At 59.9% G+C, this 18,148-nt stretch carries 15 protein-coding genes and 1 pseudogene; 12 read left to right on the forward strand and 4 right to left on the reverse strand.

The genetic code is table 11. The features are described from left to right. The 5 genes from repA (at position 1) to QA640_RS43775 (ending at position 5,211) form a co-directional block, all read left to right on the forward strand. Positions 1 to 1,215 carry a plasmid partitioning protein RepA gene (repA, locus tag QA640_RS43750; RefSeq protein WP_283043541.1) on the forward strand — a complete coding sequence of 405 codons (1,215 nt, stop codon included), beginning with the start codon at positions 1 to 3 and terminating at the stop codon, positions 1,213 to 1,215. Further along, complete coding sequence (repB, locus tag QA640_RS43755) at positions 1,212 to 2,231, forward strand: plasmid partitioning protein RepB (RefSeq protein WP_283043542.1); 1,020 nt, start codon at positions 1,212 to 1,214, stop codon at positions 2,229 to 2,231. The genes repA and repB overlap by 4 nt, the downstream gene beginning before the upstream one ends. Positions 2,232 to 2,428: 197 nt before the next feature. Continuing rightward, positions 2,429 to 3,661: a plasmid replication protein RepC gene (gene repC, locus QA640_RS43760; RefSeq protein WP_283043543.1), complete on the forward strand. Its 1,233-nt coding sequence runs from the start codon at positions 2,429 to 2,431 to the stop codon at positions 3,659 to 3,661. A gap of 1,000 nt (positions 3,662 to 4,661) precedes the next feature. Next, positions 4,662 to 4,973, forward strand: a complete 312-nt coding sequence (locus tag QA640_RS43770; RefSeq protein WP_283043544.1) for a DUF736 domain-containing protein — start codon at positions 4,662 to 4,664, stop codon at positions 4,971 to 4,973. Positions 4,974 to 5,034: 61 nt separating this feature from the next. Then, entirely contained in the window at positions 5,035 to 5,211 is a 177-nt protein-coding gene (locus QA640_RS43775; protein ID WP_283043545.1) for a hypothetical protein, read from the forward strand. Here QA640_RS43775 and QA640_RS43780 read toward each other — a convergent pair. After that, entirely contained in the window at positions 5,184 to 5,441 is a 258-nt protein-coding gene (locus QA640_RS43780) for a WGR domain-containing protein (RefSeq protein WP_283043546.1), read from the reverse strand. The genes QA640_RS43775 and QA640_RS43780 overlap by 28 nt on opposite strands. A 218-nt stretch (positions 5,442 to 5,659) precedes the next feature. Here QA640_RS43780 and QA640_RS43785 point away from each other — a divergent pair, with 218 nt between their 5' ends. Further along, positions 5,660 to 6,073, forward strand: coding sequence for a hypothetical protein (locus tag QA640_RS43785; protein WP_283043547.1), 414 nt, complete (start codon positions 5,660 to 5,662; stop codon positions 6,071 to 6,073). 143 nt (positions 6,074 to 6,216) lie between these two features. Here QA640_RS43785 and QA640_RS43790 read toward each other — a convergent pair. Beyond that, positions 6,217 to 6,646: pseudogene (locus QA640_RS43790) on the reverse strand (type IV secretory system conjugative DNA transfer family protein); the annotation flags it as partial. Positions 6,647 to 7,028: 382 nt separating this feature from the next. On the opposite strand from QA640_RS43790, the gene QA640_RS43795 reads away from it, so the two are divergent. From QA640_RS43795 to QA640_RS43810, 4 genes are all read left to right on the forward strand, one after another. Then, the gene (locus QA640_RS43795) at positions 7,029 to 7,835 is read left to right on the forward strand and encodes a ParA family protein (RefSeq protein WP_283043548.1); all 807 of its coding nucleotides are present in this window, start codon (positions 7,029 to 7,031) and stop codon (positions 7,833 to 7,835) included. Beyond that, positions 7,825 to 8,811, forward strand: a complete 987-nt coding sequence (locus tag QA640_RS43800; RefSeq protein ID WP_283043549.1) for a ParB/RepB/Spo0J family partition protein — start codon at positions 7,825 to 7,827, stop codon at positions 8,809 to 8,811. Before QA640_RS43795 ends, QA640_RS43800 begins: the two co-directional genes overlap by 11 nt. A gap of 598 nt (positions 8,812 to 9,409) precedes the next feature. Continuing rightward, positions 9,410 to 9,736, forward strand: coding sequence for a MobC family plasmid mobilization relaxosome protein (locus QA640_RS43805; RefSeq protein ID WP_283043550.1), 327 nt, complete (start codon positions 9,410 to 9,412; stop codon positions 9,734 to 9,736). Further along, the gene (locus tag QA640_RS43810; protein ID WP_283043551.1) at positions 9,733 to 10,809 is read left to right on the forward strand and encodes a relaxase/mobilization nuclease domain-containing protein; all 1,077 of its coding nucleotides are present in this window, start codon (positions 9,733 to 9,735) and stop codon (positions 10,807 to 10,809) included. Before QA640_RS43805 ends, QA640_RS43810 begins: the two co-directional genes overlap by 4 nt. Positions 10,810 to 11,145: 336 nt before the next feature. Here QA640_RS43810 and QA640_RS43815 read toward each other — a convergent pair whose 3' ends face one another. Both QA640_RS43815 and QA640_RS43820 read right to left on the reverse strand, forming a co-directional pair. Beyond that, the gene (locus tag QA640_RS43815; RefSeq protein WP_283043552.1) at positions 11,146 to 12,318 is read right to left on the reverse strand and encodes a hypothetical protein; all 1,173 of its coding nucleotides are present in this window, start codon (positions 12,316 to 12,318) and stop codon (positions 11,146 to 11,148) included. A 293-nt stretch (positions 12,319 to 12,611) separates the two neighbouring features. Next, the gene (locus QA640_RS43820) at positions 12,612 to 13,262 is read right to left on the reverse strand and encodes a hypothetical protein (RefSeq protein ID WP_283043553.1); all 651 of its coding nucleotides are present in this window, start codon (positions 13,260 to 13,262) and stop codon (positions 12,612 to 12,614) included. A 1,156-nt stretch (positions 13,263 to 14,418) separates the two neighbouring features. Here QA640_RS43820 and QA640_RS43825 point away from each other — a divergent pair. Beyond that, positions 14,419 to 15,363, forward strand: a complete 945-nt coding sequence (locus QA640_RS43825) for a hypothetical protein (protein WP_283043554.1) — start codon at positions 14,419 to 14,421, stop codon at positions 15,361 to 15,363. Between the two features lie 319 nt (positions 15,364 to 15,682). Continuing rightward, positions 15,683 to 17,869 carry an ATP-dependent RecD-like DNA helicase gene (locus QA640_RS43830; protein WP_283043555.1) on the forward strand — a complete coding sequence of 729 codons (2,187 nt, stop codon included), beginning with the start codon at positions 15,683 to 15,685 and terminating at the stop codon, positions 17,867 to 17,869. Positions 17,870 to 18,148: the final 279 nt, after the last annotated feature.

Raw genomic sequence — 18,148 nt, forward strand, 5'->3', positions numbered from 1 at the left:
ATGGATAGCTTAGCGGAAGATTCGGTCACGATGAGCGAGACTACGTCCGCGCGGATCGCTCGGCATGCCGCCATTCTTTCCGGCCAGCTTCGCTCACTTGCGACGACGCTTTTCCCGCCTTCGGCGAGCAAGTCTCTGCGCTCGTTCACCTCTGGGGAAGTCGCCCGAATTGCGGGCGTTTCCGATGGGTATCTTCGACAACTTTCTCTCGACGGACTTGGACCGAGCCCAACAACGGGAATCGGCGGCCGGCGATCTTATACCCTGGCTCAGATTCATGAGTTGCGCGGGTATCTAGCCACCGCACGGCCTCGCGAAGCACTGGAATTTCTGCCGCGCAGGCGCCCAGGCGACAAGCTCCAAATCATCACGGTTGCGAACTTCAAAGGCGGCTCCGCCAAGACGACGACGGCATTGTATCTTTCGCAATACCTCGCCCTTGCCGGCTTTCGCGTCCTCGCGATTGACCTCGATCCGCAGGCTTCGTTGTCAGCAATGTTCGGGTATCAACCCGAGTTCGACATCGCAGCGAACGAAACCCTCTACGGCGCCATTCGATATGACGAACACCGGCGGCCAATGCACGAGGTTGTCCGACCGACCTATTTTGACGGGATAGGCCTCGTGCCAGGCAATCTCGAGCTTATGGAGTTCGAGCACACCACGCCCCGAGCAATGGTCGAGCGGCGTGAACGCGGCCACGACCTGTTCTTTCGCCGCATCGCCAGCGCCATCGACCAAGTTGCAGACGACTATGACGTCGTTGTCATCGACTGCCCACCCCAACTCGGTTACCTGACCATGGGCGCGCTGAACGCGGCGACCGCAATGCTCGTGACCATCCACCCGCAGATGGTCGATGTCGCATCCATGAGCCAATTTCTCCTCATGACGTCGGACCTCATGTCCGTCATCGAGGAAGCTGGCGGGCGACTCGATCACGATTTCATCCGGTACGTCATCACGCGTCACGATCCCAATGACGTGCCCGAAGCTCAAATCGTGGCTCTCCTCCGGACCCTTTTTGGATCGGATGTGCTGCAGGCCACCGTGTGGAAATCGACCGCAATCGCCAATGCTGGTCTCACCAAGCAATCACTTTATGAGCTGGAGCGCGGCGCCGTAGGGCGGGGCGCCTACGACCGGGCATTGGAATCGGTCGACGCGGTCAACGCCGAAATCGCGCAACTTCTCAAGAAGGTGTGGGGTCGATGAGCAAACGTACTGACACCATCAAGAGCCTTTTCACGGCCCCGCAATCAACTGCGTTGTCAGCTGACAACATGCCCGGTGCCCTGCCGCGGGTCTCGTCGGGCTCGGTCCGCTCGTTGAAAGACTCTTTCTCCGAAGTCGAGAAAGAGAACGAGGAGCTTCGCGAAAGAATCGCATCCGGGGCGATGATCCTTGAAATCGACCCCGCGCTTATCGATCCGTCCCCGCTGGCCGACAGGTTTCGCGATCAGGATGATAGTTCGTTCGAGGCACTTAAGCAGTCCATCGCACAGCGTGGTCAAGAGGTGCCCATTCTCGTTCGGGAGCATCCTGAAGCAAAAGGACGCTATCAGAGTGCGTATGGTCATCGCCGCGTCCGCGCTACACGCGAACTAGGTATTTCGGTCAAAGCGATCCTGCGTGCGCTGTCAGATGAAGCGCTTGTCGTGGCGCAAGGACTCGAGAACGCACCACGCGAAGATCTGAGCTTCATTGAGCGCGCCACCTTCGCGATGCATATCGAAGATGCCGGGCATAGCCGATCAGTCGTGCAGGATGCGTTGTCGATTGATCGAGCGGAGGCCTCGAAACTTCTTGCCGTGGCCCGGTCGGTCCCAACCGATGTAATTCAAGCAATCGGGAAGGCTCCGAAAGTTGGCCGCGGCCGCTGGCAGTCATTCTCTGAATTGATCAAGGATGCCGCGGCGCTCAAACGAGTCAGAGCGGCGATCGCCGAATCCAAATTTGCAGAGCGAGAAACCGACGCTCGATTCGTTGCAGCATTCTCAGCAGCAAATCGTCCATCTTCCGCAGGGACATCGAAGCGATCGGAAGAGAAACCGGTCTTTTCCGCATCCGGCGACAAGATTGCGCAGGTGCGTCACGAGGAGCGCGAATTGAAGCTCACCCTCGACAAGAATGTCTCGGCGACATTTGCGGCATTTCTTGTCGACCAAATCCCGGCCCTGTTCGATGCGTTTTCCAAAACGAGCGGCGGTCAGGAAACTAGCGAGGCCTGACGGCCACGTCCCGTAAACCCGAACCAGGAGCAGACAAGGCAAAAGAAAAAGGCCCCCGAAACGGAGTTCCGGAAGCCCTTCTCTTCAAGTTTGGCGACTGACAGAGAATCACTTTCGCGAATCGCAGTCAAGAGTTTCTACGCGATTTTGTCGTCGTTTCGGCGAGCAGGTTTTCTTTGCCCGGCTGAGGCAAAGACATGCAGTCACACTCTCCAACGACGCCCTTCGGGCGGCGATCGCTGACGCTTGCCCATGTGGCAAGCCAAATGGTCGCAACCGAACGCCCTCCCGAAAAGATCGTCCACAAATGGAAGATCTTCCACGCCATCTGCACGGCCCGGCCGCGCCTTGGCGTATCGGAGCGCTCGCTCTCGGTGTTAAACGCGCTCCTGACCTTCCATCCTGAGACCGCGCTCACAGGAGAGGATGATCTGATCGTCTTTCCGTCGAACCATCAGCTCAGTCGGCGGGCGCACGGCATGCCGGCATCGACGCTGCGGCGCCACCTCGCAGTGCTGGTCGACGCGGGACTGATCGTTCGGCGCGACAGTCCAAATGGGAAGCGGTATGCGCGGAAGGACGATGCCGGCGAAATCGAGCTCGCCTTCGGCTTCGATCTTTCACCGCTGGTCGTACGCTCGGAAGAGTTCGAGAGCCTGGCGGCCGATATCGAAGCGGAAGCCCGTGCACTCAAGCTGGTGCGTGAGCGGATCACGCTGTGCCGGCGCGACATCGCGAAGATGATTGCAACCGGCATCGAGGAAGGCGTCCCGACGCGAAGGGCAGGGCAGGGGCCTGCCGATTGGCAGGAGGTGCATGCCGCCTTCCGCACAATGGTCGCTCAGATTCCGCGCACAGCCACGCGCCAGCAGCTCGAGCCGATCGCCGATGAGCTGTCGCAACTTGCTGACGATGTGCTCAATCTTCTGGAAGCACATATCAAATCCAAGAATCCGAGCGCCAATGAGTCCCATTCTGAGCGCCACATACAGAATTCAAATCCAGATGCTCCTATTGATCTTGAACCTAGCCTTCCAGAAGGCAGGGCGGCGAGAGCTGAGCCAAAACCTCAACCATCGCGAGTCGCCGAGAGTTCGTATCCGTTGGGAATGGTCCTGAGTGCATGCCCGGACATCGCCGATTATGCCAAGGGTGGAATTTCGAACTGGCGCGATTTCCTTGCCACCGCGGCCGTTGTGAGATCAATGCTGGGGATCAGCCCGAGCGCCTGGGAGGAGGCGCAAACCGTTTTGGGTGAAATGCAAGCGGCGGTCGTCGTCGCCTGCATCCTGCAGCGTGGCACGACGATCAGATCAGCTGGCGGCTACTTGCGCGGGCTGACGCGGAAAGCGGAGGTCGGAGAATTTTCTCTTGGGCCTATCCTGATGTCGCAGATCCACTCCCAGCGCCACGAAAGGCGACGAGCGTGAGCGACGGGTGAACCCGGCCGCGCAGCGATGTCGTTCGGCGCGAGCAGACGATGTTGCCTTCTCCGATCCGGCTGAAGAGCGCGTCCATCGGCTGTCCGTTTCACGACACATCCGCGATCACGATCCCGAAGCCGGGACCGACGCCGTCGATGCCGATCGTGCGCTTCGCTCGGGCGCTGCGGTGTCCGCGGTCAGGTCTTTCTGCATCGCTCCTGCGCGCCGCTGGAGAGGCCGATCCGCTCGACGGATGCTGACGGTGGCCGGCTCGATCTATGGCCGAACGAGTGCGAAAGCAGTGTGGCGTCTGCCACCCGGGCGTAGCGTGATCGCCACATCCGGTGGCACGGCGCTTCGACTCCGTTTTGGTCCAGTTTGGGTCACGCACTCCGTCCGCACGTGCCAACCGAGCGCGCCCGGCCTCGCGGCGCAAATCTCCGGAGCTATCGTCCGCAATGCTCCGGCCGGATCGTGGACGCTGTTGCCCTCATCGAAGATCGCAGCATCGATGCAGCAGAGGCAGGATGTCTGCGCAGAACAAGTTCGGCGGCGGGTGTCGTTTGTCGACCTTGCGGCGGCGGCGAACTCCGACTCGCATCTGCTGCTGCCCCGGACCCCTTTGCGCGGGGATATGCGGTCTTCAGCCGGCCTCGCCAGGACATCGGATCTTGTCGCCCGTGCTCGTGACCGCGCGACGTGATGTTGCCGAGGGCCTGTCTTCAGTCCAACTGTTTCACGACGGGCAGCCCATCTGCGTCCTCGATTACGGCTGGTCTGACCGAAGGAAGGTCCCGCTGCGCGGCCCTCGATCTTGTCCCCGCAACGGCCGTCTTCGACTTTCTTCCCCTGGCGCTGCGCGCCATTCCTCGCGAGACAAGAAAGTCGCTGCCGGCCGCCCTCCACTTCGTTTCGGCCCTTCGGGTGCGGGTCGATCGCCTCCGGTCTCACGACCGCCATCGAGGTCGCGATGGGCGCGGCCCGAGAAAACAAAAGGAATGAGACAATGGCTACCATCGGCAACTTCACCGCCACGGACAACGGCTTCTCCGGCGCCATCAAGACCCTCAACCTCAACGTCAAGGCCAAGTTCGTCCGCGTCGAGACGCCCTCCGACAAGGGTCCGCACTTCCGCATCTACTCCGGCAACGTCGAGTTAGGTGCGGCCTGGCAGAAGACCGCCAAGGACACCGAGCGCGACTACCTCTCCGTCAAGCTCGACGATCCGAGCTTCCCCGCTCCGATCTACGCCACCCTCATCGAGGTGGAGGGCGAGGAAGGCCTCCAGATGATCTGGTCACGCCCGAACCGGGACTGAGCCTCCCAAACAAGGCTCCGCCGCGAGGCGGGGCCTTTCTTCCCTTAACGGAGAGAAGCTCATGACGGTCGACAACATCGAGGAACTGCGCGCCGAGCTGCGCGACTGCATGTTCAGCCCCGCGGAACGCAAGGCGCTCGAAACGCAACTCGCCAAGTTGATCCGGCAACGCAACCAGCCAACCACGTCCGGCGACGCATCGCCCGCCGATCAGCGGTTTTCCACTGCCGGGGCATAGCCCCGGCGTCGCTTTGTTCGCTTGAGCCGGTCAAACGCCTCGTCGGCTCTCGCGCTGTCGTCGAAGGTTTGCATCATCGTCTGACCGTTCGTGCTGATCCGACTCCAGTTGCGGACCACCGCCACGTCACCGAACAATGTTGGCTGTAAGGACAGCAGGTAGAACCGCCGCATATTGCGGGCTGCGTCGATACGACGAAGATGGACAGGGTCCGGCGGAAGCTGAGGCATGCAGCGATTTTCGGGTCATCCGGAATCGGTGTCCAATTGGATTGTTGTATCGAACAAGGGCGATCGATTCATTTTCCCGATAGGCCGATTGCAGGTGCACGCGCGATGCGACGCCGGCGAGCCCCGAGTATGAGCCATTTGGCGTGCCGGCCTGGCCAGATTCAGCTCCCATTCTGGCCCGTTCTCTGGCATTTTTCCGTCCGATCAGAGGACACGCCATGCCGAGCCGGATTCCACTCGACCCGAAACTGCCCAAGGCCTTTGACGCGACGCCGAACGAAGCGCGGAGCAAGGCACAGCTCGATCAATGGTGGGATCGTCCCTACGGCCTCACCCGTCCGGATGGTTGCATCGAGGTTCGGTGCCTGAACGGCGGAGCATGGGACCGCTCGACCCATCTCGGCATTGCGGATGACTACGATGGTGCCTGCGCATTGGCCGAAGCCAAGCGGGCCGAATGGCTGCGGTTCCGCGAGCAGCCCTGTACCTGTCTTGACGAAGGACGGGTGACGGTGGTCCGGCAGCCGCAGCGGCCTGACGAGGAGATGCTTGAACTCGCTTCGTTCGCGACGGCGGAGGAGCCGACCGAGTACCTGCGCGCCAATTTCCCGGAACCATCTTCCTCGCGATAACCGCTCCGAGGGCATAGGGCGAGCCCATTCGGGGACGGCTCTACTCGCGCCGCCAACACGGCGCTCCCGGAGCCCGCACGCGGCCTCCGCGCATGCGCGTGACGATCCTCTCGCAGGCCGTGGACACATCTTTCGAGCGTCAATCAAGTCCCGGAGCCTTGTTTCCGGTAGAACCTGTTTTCACCGACACACGCCTGCATGTCGGCGCGTCGGAACCAGATGGCGCGGCCGCATCGCAGCGGCGGATTGCCGGCCGTGAAGATGATCGGTTCGTCGGTTCGCATGCGCAGCACTTCGTGCGGCATGATCAGCGGGCGGCGGGCGAGTTGCTTCGATCGTGTCCGCGACGAAGCCGACATTTGCGAGGACTGGCTGAGCTGATCGACCTCCACGGTCGTGTCGCCTCAGCGCTTCGACATATAGTCCGCTGTCTCGGGATCATTGATCGCCGAGAACGAGATCCAGGACGCCGCTTTCGAACCATTTGCTCGTCGCATCGCGGCCGCCATAGGCTTCGCGCATCTTGCCGATCAACTGGTAGAGCATCACCAGGTTGATGCCGTATTTGCGCCCGAGGGCGCCGCGCGGTTCTTACCGTCGTCCAGGTTTGGTGGGCGCCGGCTCCGTCTCGTCTTCCCACACCATGCGGAGATTGCGAGGTGGCGCTGCCTCAGAACTTGTTGGTTTGAACCAACACGGCTACGCATTTGGTTTTCGTTGTCTTGCTTCAACTCCGGTGTGCGTCTGCCCAATCGACGCGAACTCATTTCGACTGAGCGCCTCGTTCCTATGTGGCTCGGCCCACCTGACTCTTCTGGCAGGGGATTTTGTGCCTGGCTTTCAGGATTCTGCCGCGTGCTGGTTCGCAGTGGGCGTTGGTTCAAACCAACACCCAGGTTGAAGAGGCCGGTCAAATCAGGACTGAGCCGGTAGGCGAAGCACGGTCTGGAGGAACATGGATGAAACGGGCGCAGATGGTTGCACCAAGGTCGACCCGGTGAACACGATCGTCATAAACAACCAAAAGGGCGGCGTCGGCAAGACGACGCTTGCCGTGCATCTGGCCTGGTTCATGGCGGAAGCGGGCCGCCGGGTTCTGATGATCGATGTCGATGCGCAGGGCAACGCGACCGACACGCTCAAGCAGCATACAGGGTCGATTGCGGCGGCCGACCTCTTCAGGCCGGCGACCCGTTTTGTCGCTGGGGAAAACAACGGCATCACACTGGCGCCGGCCGACAGCTCATTGACGGATATCGATCGCGGCAATGCTGCAGCTGTCATGACCCTGCAGCAGAATCTCGCCCATGCCGCCAACCGGTTCGATGTTTGCGTGATCGACACCCCGCCATCGCTTGGCCTTCGCAGCGTCGCTTGCTTGGTCGCCGCTTCGCATGTGTTGGCGCCGATTTACCTGGAAGATTATTCCGTAAAGGGCGTCAGAGCGCTGATGCAGACCGTGATCGGTGTGCAACGACGCTACGGTCGTCAGGACACGCGATTCCTCGGCCTGCTGCCGTCAAACTTTAATACCAAGTCGCCGCGTCAACGAACACACTTGGAGCAGTTGTTGCGCGAAGCGGGCAAGTACGTGTTCCCAGGCCAGATCGTTGCACGGGACGGCTATGCCGAAGCCGTTGCGGAGCGGGTGCCGGTGTGGAGCTTGAAGCGTCGCTCGGCGCAAGAAGCCGGTCGGGAAATCCGTGCGGTTCTCGCGAAGATCGTGGAACGGCTCGATCAGGAGACGACGAATGACGCTTGATCTCAGCTTCAAGGAGCTCGTCGATGTCGCGGCAAACCCTGGCGACGCAACCGGGCGGCCGCTCCTGGTCGCGATTGACTGCATTGACGAAGACCCCGATCAACCACGCCGCACCTTCAGCGAACAGGAATTGGAGGAGCTCTCCCAATCGATTGCCGAACATGGCGTACTGCAACCCATCATGCTTCGCCGTTCTAGTGAAGATGGACGCTACGTCATCGCCATGGGCGCGCGCCGGTATCGCGCCGCGCAGCGCGCCGGGCTGCGTGAAAAGCCCGCGTTCATTCAAGACGTCGATTTGCTAGACCGATACGCTCAGATGATCGAGAATATCCAGCGCGATGATCTGCGCGCGCCTGAGATCGCGAGGTTCATCGCAGACCGATTGGATGCCGGCGATACCCAGGCGGAGATCTCGCGCAAGCTAGGCAAGCCAAGAGACTGGGTGTCGCGTTACGCCTCGGTTCAAAGCATGCCGGAATTCCTTCGGGCGCGACTTGAGGGCAGTTCGATCCGTGCTCTTTATGAACTCTACCAGGCTTGGCGCACGCATCCTGACGAGATCGAACGGCTATGTGCAAGGCAGGAGAGCTTTACGGACGCGCAGGCTCGGCAGCTGGCCCGGGACGTGCGCGCGCAAGCCGGCGGCGCCATTCCCCGGAATGACTTGCCTGCTGGACGACCTCGATCCGAAAAATCCGATCTCCTCCCGGAAGCAGTGCTCCCGCGCAACGGTGTGAACGACCGCGAAGCGGCAACTGAGGATCAGCCGCCAAAAACCCGCGTCGTTTCGCAATCGAGGTCGGCAGCATCGCTGGCAATCAGGGTTAGATACCAGAACCGGCTCGGTCAGCTTGTTGTCGATCGGCTCGCGACCCAAGGCTCCCGTCACGCTGTGGTGTTGGTCGACGGCGCGGACCACGAAGAAGAAGTTCCAGCATCGGCGCTTACAATCGAGGAGATCCTGTCGAGATGAACTCGTTCGACACTTTCGCTGCCGCGGCGGCAGACTATCGGTGTGCGCCGGCGGAGCGACTTTCCCATCCGAAGGGTGGCGCGTTAGCGCGGCAGCCGAAGGCCGAACGCCCTCCCCACAGCGCCGTAGAGAGGCCGCAGGCTGCTGGAAAGTCGCGGCCCACAGTCCCGGTGTCAGTTAGAGCTTTTGCCGGCGGATCGGTATTTGCGATGCCTAATCCGCCAAGTGACCGCCGCGAGCAGAATTCGGCACAGAGAGCAGGGGCCCTCGATCGCTTTACCCTGGCGGGCGCTGAATGCGGAGAGTGTTGGTTTGAACCAACATCAAGGGGCAAATTTTTTTGCTTTCTAGTGCAGGATAGGCTTCGCGCCAGCGATGTATTACATCGCGATTGGGGTTGGAGTGCATGGCTCTGATCTCGCTTCGCATCTCCGACGAAGTCGCGGCGGAGTTCTCAGTTCTTGCAGCTACCCAGGGCGGGAAATCCGCGCTGTTGCGACGTCTCATTGCTGATGCACTAGCTGCACCAGGGCCGCGTATCTCGGCATTGCCAGTCGGACGACCGGAGAAGGTGACGGTGAGATTTCGCGACAGCGAGATGCGGCAGCTCGCGGAAATTTCACATCACCGTGGGATGACGCGAACCGGTTGGATCGTCGCGCTGGTGCGCTCGCGGCTGGGGTCGCCAGTGCAGCATTCCCCGAACGAGCACGAGGCGCTTCGCGCGATCGTTCGCGAGCTCAACCGGATCGGCGGCAACATCAACCAGATCGCGCGGGCCGCAAACACCAGTGTGCTGCAGGGCAGGGCGGTTGAGCCGGATCTGTCCGTAATTCAAGAGGCCAAATTGGTCATCGAAGCGGAACTCGCGCAACTACGTAGTGCGCTGCACGGAAATGCGGACTATTGGGATGGACGGCGATGAGTCGACGCTACTCGACGCGGCCGACTGACCTGGCCTCCGAACTTCCCCCGATCTCGTATGTTTGGGAAACGCCCAATCGGCGCCCACGACGGGCCGAGTGGGACATCCCCGATCCGGCCGTTCCTGGCCGCCTTACGCCGGCGATGCGTGCAAAGCTCGAACGCATCGTGCGCCGCGCACCAGAGGTGATGGTCAAGATCACCGGTCGCACCAAGGGCGTGGCGCATCTCAAATCGCATCTCGCATACATCACGCGAAACGGCGACCTCGATGCGGAAACAGAGCAGGGCGCGACACTGGCGGGTCGTTCCGGATTGAAAGATTTGCAGCAGCGCTGGGAGGATGATGCCGGTCTCGACGACAAGCGCCGTCGTGATGCATCGCTTTCGATCAACATCATTCTGTCGATGCCAGCCGGCACCGATGCCGTCGCAGTCAAGGATTCAGCCCGGGCTTTTGCCATCGAGACGTTCGATGGCAATCACGCCTACGTTTTCGTCCAGCATCTCGATGACAAGCATCCCCACGTACACTTGACCGTTCGGTCCCAAGGTAATGACGGCAAGCGCCTCAACCCTCGCAAGGCGGATCTTCAGGCCTGGCGCGAACGGTTTGCTGCTGAACTCCGGCTTCGCGGGATCGCGGCGGAGGCAACGCCGCGGCGAACCCGCGGACGCGTTCGAAAGGCCGATCGCGGAGCGGTCCTCGCTATGCGCATGCGAAAGACCACGCCTGATGTCGATCGGCTCGCCCGAAAGGAGGTGCTTTCGGAAGTGAGGGGCGGCAGGACTGCCAAACACCCTTGGGACGAACAGATTAAGTCACGCCAGGACGCGATCCGACGGCGATATCTCGACTATGCCGCTGAGCTGCAGCGCTCTGGAGCGGCAGCAGATCACGAGTTAGCTCGCCAAGTTCGGCAATTCGTCGACGACATGCCTACCGTCGAAACCCGTCGGCATGCGCTGAAGAACGAGCTTTCGGAGCTTGCCAATACACGGCGCCGCGAGGCAGAGCAGGGCGGTAATGACGACGTGCGCGATTACAAGCGCGACGATGAGCGGACAAGATGATTGGACCCGAATGATCAAATACTCTTCGAGCAAAATCGGATCTTTCGCGGCTATCGGAACGCCTCGAACAAATTCCGTTTACTTCAAAGGAGCAAAAGGGGAGTCGGATCGACGCCAGCTTCGAAGTAGTCTAGCTCAGGGCCACGATTGGAGTTCCGAAAAGAGGGACCTCTCAATGATCCATCCCCCGGGTCGGCGGATCACCGACGCAACATCACGGGATGGAGCCGCTGACTCTTAATCAGCGGGTCCCAGGTTCGAGCCCTGGTGCGCCCACCAAGCAAATCAAGCACTTAGAGGATTGAAGCGTTGTCATTCCGACAACCTTTGCTCCTCTTATTCCGACAAATTCCCCTTCTTTGTTCGCGCTTCAAGACGCTTGCGGGCGCCTGCACGCTGTTGGTCAGGTGTCTCTTGCGCGTACCGAATCATGGTGCCCGCATTCTTGTGGCCGCTCAGAGAGCGCAGTTGGGCTTCCGTCAGACCAGCATTGGCCCCCTCGACATTACCGCCGTGCCGGATGCCCATAAACTTCACGTTCTCATCTATGCCCGCGAGCTGTCTGATTTTCGCGATGCTATGGCGGAAGTAATCCGCCTGCCACGGGAGATGGATTTTGCGAGTTCGATCGAGTGTTTCGCGCGTCACGATGAGCGTGCCCAAGCGCGGAGTGTTGTCCAATCGCGACGTCAGCTCCGGAAAAAGCGGAGTGCCATCCTCATCGTAAAGCGGCAGGTCGAACAAAACCTTTGTTTTGTGATGGAAGATCCTGACGCAGTGTGGCGCATCGGCCGGCTTGTAATGACTCCAACTGAGACGATTTAGAATATCGACCTGACGTTGGAGCCAGTGGAACGCGATCAGCGCCGCAGTGCCAATCGAAGCCATGCCGGAGTTGTCCGCAGCTTCAACGAACTTCAGAAGTTCCGGGTAGGTGACAGGGCGAGTACGCTTCGCCGAGTAAGAAATCTCCATCTTAGAGAATGGATTCTGAGCGGGCACAACGGTCGGTTGGGATCGATAAGCAACCGACCAAGCGCGTCTAGTTGCAACCATAACTCCCTTGGCAGTGCGCGTGCGCTCGGAACCATCCGGCTTAGTCCGTAGCTTTGAATAAAGGAGATCGGCGGCGCCCGGATTGATGCTCGAAAGGTGGAGGGCGCCAAAGCATCGGCCGTCTTTCAGTGGATGCTTCGATGCGAGGCTAAGAAGCCAATCGACATCATTTTTGTGGCCTTCATAGAGCTTCTTGTACTGCGGAGCTTGCTTGTAAACCGAGATCATCCAATCGAAGCTACCTGTTCGCGCACTCGGCAAGGATGGCTTGATGCCAGCTCCCGTTCGCCAATCGTCAAATTGGGGATTGAGAACGGTGTCGCAGAGTGTCTTTGCCGAGGCATAATCGCTGCCGAGAGCCTCTGATTTGAAAGGGCAACCTTTGGCTTTTGCCCAAGTCGGGATATCCCAGTAGTACGCGACGGCGCCATGATTCAGGCGCTTCGCCACCATTAGTTTCGGCCATCCAAGTGGTTTGCAAGTCTTCATGCGATCAAGTCTGCCGCATCTTCGGTAACAGGGGCACTTGTCCACCGCAAATTGTGTCGGCGTGCGATATCCATATTTAGTTTGTGCTTATGCCACTTGTCGCGGCAATGGGGCGTGCAAGCCGGCGCCGAATAGATTCCTTTGCGAACCTTATCGAGGAACGCGTCGAAGACGGCTCGTCGCAATACGCTGCGGCCGTCCCTGAAGTCATCTCCATCGGCCAACAGCCTTCCGGATAGTGCACTTCGCGTTTCATTCTATTTGTCTCGAACCGAAAACAGATCGGCCACAGGCTTCAAAGTGTTGTGGGTGAATCGTCGTATTTGCGTAAGATCGGAACCACGTCGCGCTCCCGGAGCTAGCTCAGGCAGAGTTTCCAGATAGTCCCGTGCCGACTCATAGGTGGGGCCATAGTGCACGTGGGCGGAAAACTCGGCGACGACATCAGCTATTGAAATTGGCGGACGTCCCGGATGCTCGAGTGTCGTCTCCTTCCGCTGCTGCGCTGAGATGCGAATGCTCGCGGTCGGCATAGGTGCCTCAAGCTCAATAGCGATGCTGAATTCAGTCCATGTACCCGCCGAATTTGGCAGCGCTTGTTCGAAGAGATCGCAAGCCTGCCTAGGCTCGTCCACGATCGCCTCGATAACTGCCGTAAGCGCTTCACCCAGCGTGCGACCGGGAACGAGTTCGCGTAACCGCTTCAATCGCCAATTGGCAGGCTCTCCTCCTTCGTCTTTTGCGACGAGGCGAGAATATCTTTCATAGTGAAGAGCGGTCTCCTTGACTCCCGGACCTGATAGGGGCGTCGCCACCACCGCGAGTATGAGAGCTGCGGCATCCGCAGGCGAACTGCGCGCAGAACGACCTCGCCCAGTAATTTGCCGATGACCGCTTGTAACAAGCATTCGGTCCTGCATAGCTACCCACCTAGCCATCGGAAAATGACTCACCAGCGGTCGTTTCTGAGTCACTGAAGGGTAAGCTCTGTCGAACGCAACTTTGCCTTGGCCTCCGCCGCCAATGTGGTCCATGACTCTGCTATCAATGCTCTTTGGAATATCTCCGCCATGTGGCGGGGTCTCGATGACTCGCCGCCGCCGCTTCCCCTTCGCGAAAGGGATCAAGGCGCTCCAGCATCCGCATTAGTGCGGTGACGACCATTTCCCGCCGCGCGCACTCGGGATACCTGCGTCATTGAATCCGGCGGCAATGGCCCTCAGACTCGTTTTCTCGGCCGCCTGTAGCTCTTTGATGACCGGAGCGAGGTCGGCGGACTTCGCGTCAGCCGCGCCCGCAACGCATCTACGTTCACGATGGCAGTCGCCACAGGCGGCGGCAGAGTTACCCCTGGGAGTGGTGCCGCGAGCCGAATCGCGCTAGGCACACACTTCGTGGCCCAGCAAGCCCTATGCATGCCCTAGGGCCTCAGGCCTGCACTGGGCGTGGGCGATAGACGCTAGGTCTGGGTCACGGCTCCGTTTTGTCAGGGCGCATCGCGCCATATCTAGCCAGCGAGCGAGCGTCCTCGATCCGATGACTCAATGAAAATTCCCCGGAGGGCCTCACTTAAACTCGGACCAGTCCTGAAACTCGGCCGGCAAGTCGGCCTCTTGCCCTGGCGGCCACGGGTCGGAGATCTCGCCGAAAAGCGCGAGAGAAGGTAGCTCTCGCGGGTACGGTGAAGGCTTTTGGCCAGGCGGGTGAGCTTGCCAAGAAGTTCAGATCGGCTGGAGCCGACTACTACGGGGTGCCGGTCGAGGCAGTTCGCGAAATTGAAACCGAACCAAAGTAGAGAAACTGCGCTCGCCGCGTGGATCGTGAAGCTCATCGAATAAAGGCCGATCACTATCCCGGACGCGAGTTTGCTGCCCGTCGCCGAATTGCTCCTAAGGGGCGGCCGCAGTGCCTCCGTGGCGCCTAGGTGGTCCAGACCACAGGCTAAAGGTCGCTGCTTTAGACGATTGTGGTGAACGTCTTCGTCAATCAATCTTGTGGATATCTCTGGTTTGATCCGAGACAGATCGCGCATACTTTGCCGACGCGAATCGACTAGAGGTCGACATGGCTCCTGCACAAAAACGCCTTGTTCTCACCCGCGCTCAAGCTGCGTGCCTGGGTGCGCTTCGGGGTCGCAAACTCCTCAAGAGCGAGATCGCTATCGAAACAAAGCTTAGTCTCGTCACGAGCGCGCGCGAGCTGCATCGGCTGGCCCTTCTCGGGCTTGCAAAAAAGGACCAAAATCGCAAGTGGCATGTCACGGCGCGGGGCAAGACATGCCGTTATGAGACCGCTCCCAATCGACCGCGCCGCAACGGCGCTGTGCTTGGTCCTGGAGCCAGCCGTCTGCTCGATATGCTCGATAGCCCGATGCGAAAGAGCCTGATTGCAGAAAAACTCGGAGTCAGTCAGCAGAGAGCGCATCAGTTGATAATCAAACTCCATGCCTTGGGCCACGTGTGCTTCGCGGATCCGGCTCGGCCCTCATGGCTGGTAATGAAGGCGGGTGACAAGACACCTTTTCTGTCCCGCGATGCAGAACGTGTATTGTCAGTCCTTCCGGACGACTATGCGACCGATGTCAAGAAGATAAGTCTTGCCGGACGCATGTCTGCGGGCAAGGTGAAGGGCATCCTTCAAGAATTGATTGTTGAGTCACTGGTGAAGACAGTCCAGGGATTGGATAGCTCACCAACTTATCGGATCACCTCGGCCGGCCTGAAACATCCGCAACGAGTGCCTGACGGGAATCGTGCAAGAGCACCGCGCCTGCCTGTCGAGTCCGACCGCGTTCGCATCGTGCTGTCGATTATTCGAGACAATGGATCACTGCGGATCAGGGGTGCGACAGAGCGACTCGGGATCCCGCATCAATCATTGAACGCGCTGTTCCAATATCTTAAGCGCAAGCGACTGATCGCAAATACCGGCAATGACTCACATGCGCCATATTTGCTAACCGATGACGGGCGCGCAACATTGACAGAAATGATACGGCGCGCCGCGTAGCCAACGGTGCTGTGTCACAACGGAACCGGGTCAGTGAACGTCGACCCGATCAGGGCAAGCGAGCGCTGTCAGAGCAATTAGCGGGTTGGTCCACATTTCAAGGCAGACCGACTTGTATGCGTTTTGCCGGATTAGACCAAAGACATAGCCCGCGGATGAGAGATGGTGTTTTATCGAGCTTCTTTGTGTGTGGGGACGGCACAAGCTCGGACCCCGCGACCATGGTCCTGGCCTTCCTCTCTCCCAAGTAGGTCGTTGAGCGGCAGCCAACTTCGTCTCGGTTCGGTCCTCGTTCGAAACAGATAACGTGACGACTCGAATGCCAACTCAGCCGGAACCATCAACCTCGGAAGTCCTGGCCGGCCTCGTCGAGCGCGTCACTTACCACAACGTCGAGAATGGGTTCTGCGTTCTGCGCGCCAAGACGCGCGGGCACCGTGATATCGTGACCGTCGTTGGGCATGCGGCAACCATTGCCGCCGGCGAGTGGATCACGGCGTCTGGTGAATGGGTTAACGACCGCACCCACGGTCAGCAGTTCAAAGCGAAATTCCTGCGAGCATCAGCGCCGACCTCGGCAGTTGGGATCGAGAAATATCTTGCATCTGGCATGATACGAGGCGTGGGGCCGGTCTACGCGAAGAAGTTAGTGCGGGCCTTTGGCGAGAAGGTCTTCGAGATCATCGAGGAAACACCGGAGCGCCTGCAGGAGGTGGACGGTATCGGGCCGGTCCGCGCGGCGAGCATACTCGCGGCATGGGCCGAGCAGAAAGCCGTGCGCGAGATCATGGTGTTTCTGCATAGCCACGGTGTCGGTACGGCGCGGGCGGTGCGCATCTTCAAGACCTACGGTTCCGACGCGATCCAGGTCATGACCGAAAATCCTTACCGGCTTGCCCGCGACATCCGCGGTATTGGATTCAAGACGGCGGACGCGATCGCCATGAAACTCGGGATTGAGAAGACCGCTATGATGCGGGTGAGAGCCGGAATTTCCTACGCGCTCACTGAATCCATGGACGAGGGGCACTGTGGGTTACCAACCGATGAGCTCGTCCCGCTTGCCGAAACGCTACTCGAGGTACCCCAGGAACTAGTCCGCACCGCCCTCGATCTCGAGCTACGTGAGGGTAACGTGATCGCCGATCGGGTTGGCGAGGCGCCCTGCATATTCCTAGCGGGTCTGTACCACGCCGAACGCGCCATCGCCGGACGACTGATGCGACTGGCAAACGGCGCGCTGCCGTGGCCCTGGATCGATCCGGACAAGGCGCTGCCTTGGGTGCAAAAGCATATCGGGCTCACCCTTGCGGAGAGCCAGGTTACCGCTATCCGGCTTGCGCTCCGGTCCAAGGTCGTGGTGATGACTGGCGGGCCCGGCGTCGGTAAAACAACCATAATCAGGGCCATTTTGCGTATTCTCGCAGCCAAGGGGACCGGGCTTCTGCTTTGCGCCCCGACTGGCCGCGCCGCCAAGCGGATGACTGAGGCAACCGGTTTTGAGGCGAAGACCATTCACCGGCTACTCGAGGTCGATCCCAAAAGTGGCGGGTTCAAACGTGGCGAGGACAATCCGCTCGCGTGCAATCTGCTGGTGGTGGACGAGGCGTCCATGGTCGACGTCATGCTGATGCAGGCTCTCTTGAAGGCGGTCCCTGACGGAGCCGCCCTGCTGGTCGTGGGCGACATTGACCAACTGCCGTCGGTTGGTCCTGGCCAGGTGCTGGCGGACATCATCTCGTCTGGCGCCGTACCGGTGGTGCGGTTGACCTATGTGTTTCGGCAAGCCGCCCAAAGCCGGATCATCACCAACGCCCACCGCATCAACCAGGGCCAGATCCCCGATCTAAGCCCGCCAGAGAATGCGAGCGACTTCTATTTCGTACAGGCCGAAGATCCGGAAACGGCGGTCGCTCGCATCATCGAACTGGTCAAGACACGTATTCCCAAGCGGTTCGGGCTCGACCCCATCCGCGACATCCAGGTTCTATGCCCGATGAACCGGGGCGGTGTGGGCGCCCGTTCCTTGAACATCGAACTGCAGGCCGCGCTCAATCCGGCCGGCGAGCGCAAGATCGACAGGTTTGGCTGGACATTCGCTCCAGGCGACAAAATCATGCAGGTTGAAAACGACTACGACAAAGAGGTCTACAACGGCGACATTGGTATGATTGATGAGGTCGACACCTCCGAAGGTGTGCTCACAGCGACCTTCGATGGCAGAATTGTCACCTATGAATTTGGCGAACTCGACATGCTGGTGCCCGCTTACGCTGCCACCATTCACAAGAGCCAGGGCTCGGAATACCCCGCGGTCGTAATCCCGATACTCACTCAGCATTACGCCATGCTGCAGCGGAACCTGCTTTACACCGGCGTCACGCGAGGCAAGAAGCTGGTCGTGTTGATTGGACAGAAGAAGGCTACCGCAATCGCGGTGCGCAACATCTCAGGCAGACGGCGGTGGTCAAAACTGGCGGAGTGGCTGCATTCTGGATCGACGTAACTCCAGCCAATGTTCATTGTGTGCCGATCACAAGGTGAAACGGTAGCACCGTCAATCGAAGCTTCTGTGCCGTTCGTACACCGCCCGAACCTCTTGGGTGCGGCAAGCACGATGCACGGGACACGCGATTTTCCGGGCGGAGATGGCGCGTCGCTTCAGCGGTTCCAGCACTGTGGCAGAGTTAAGGCTGTCAACCAAACATGAAGTTGGAATACATTCTGTCCCCATAATACACTAGCCGCTCTTGGGCGCTCGGGGTTGTATCGGGGAGAGTCTGAC

It is taken from the genome of Bradyrhizobium sp. CB82, assembly GCF_029714405.1.
Lineage (GTDB): Bacteria > Pseudomonadota > Alphaproteobacteria > Rhizobiales > Xanthobacteraceae > Bradyrhizobium.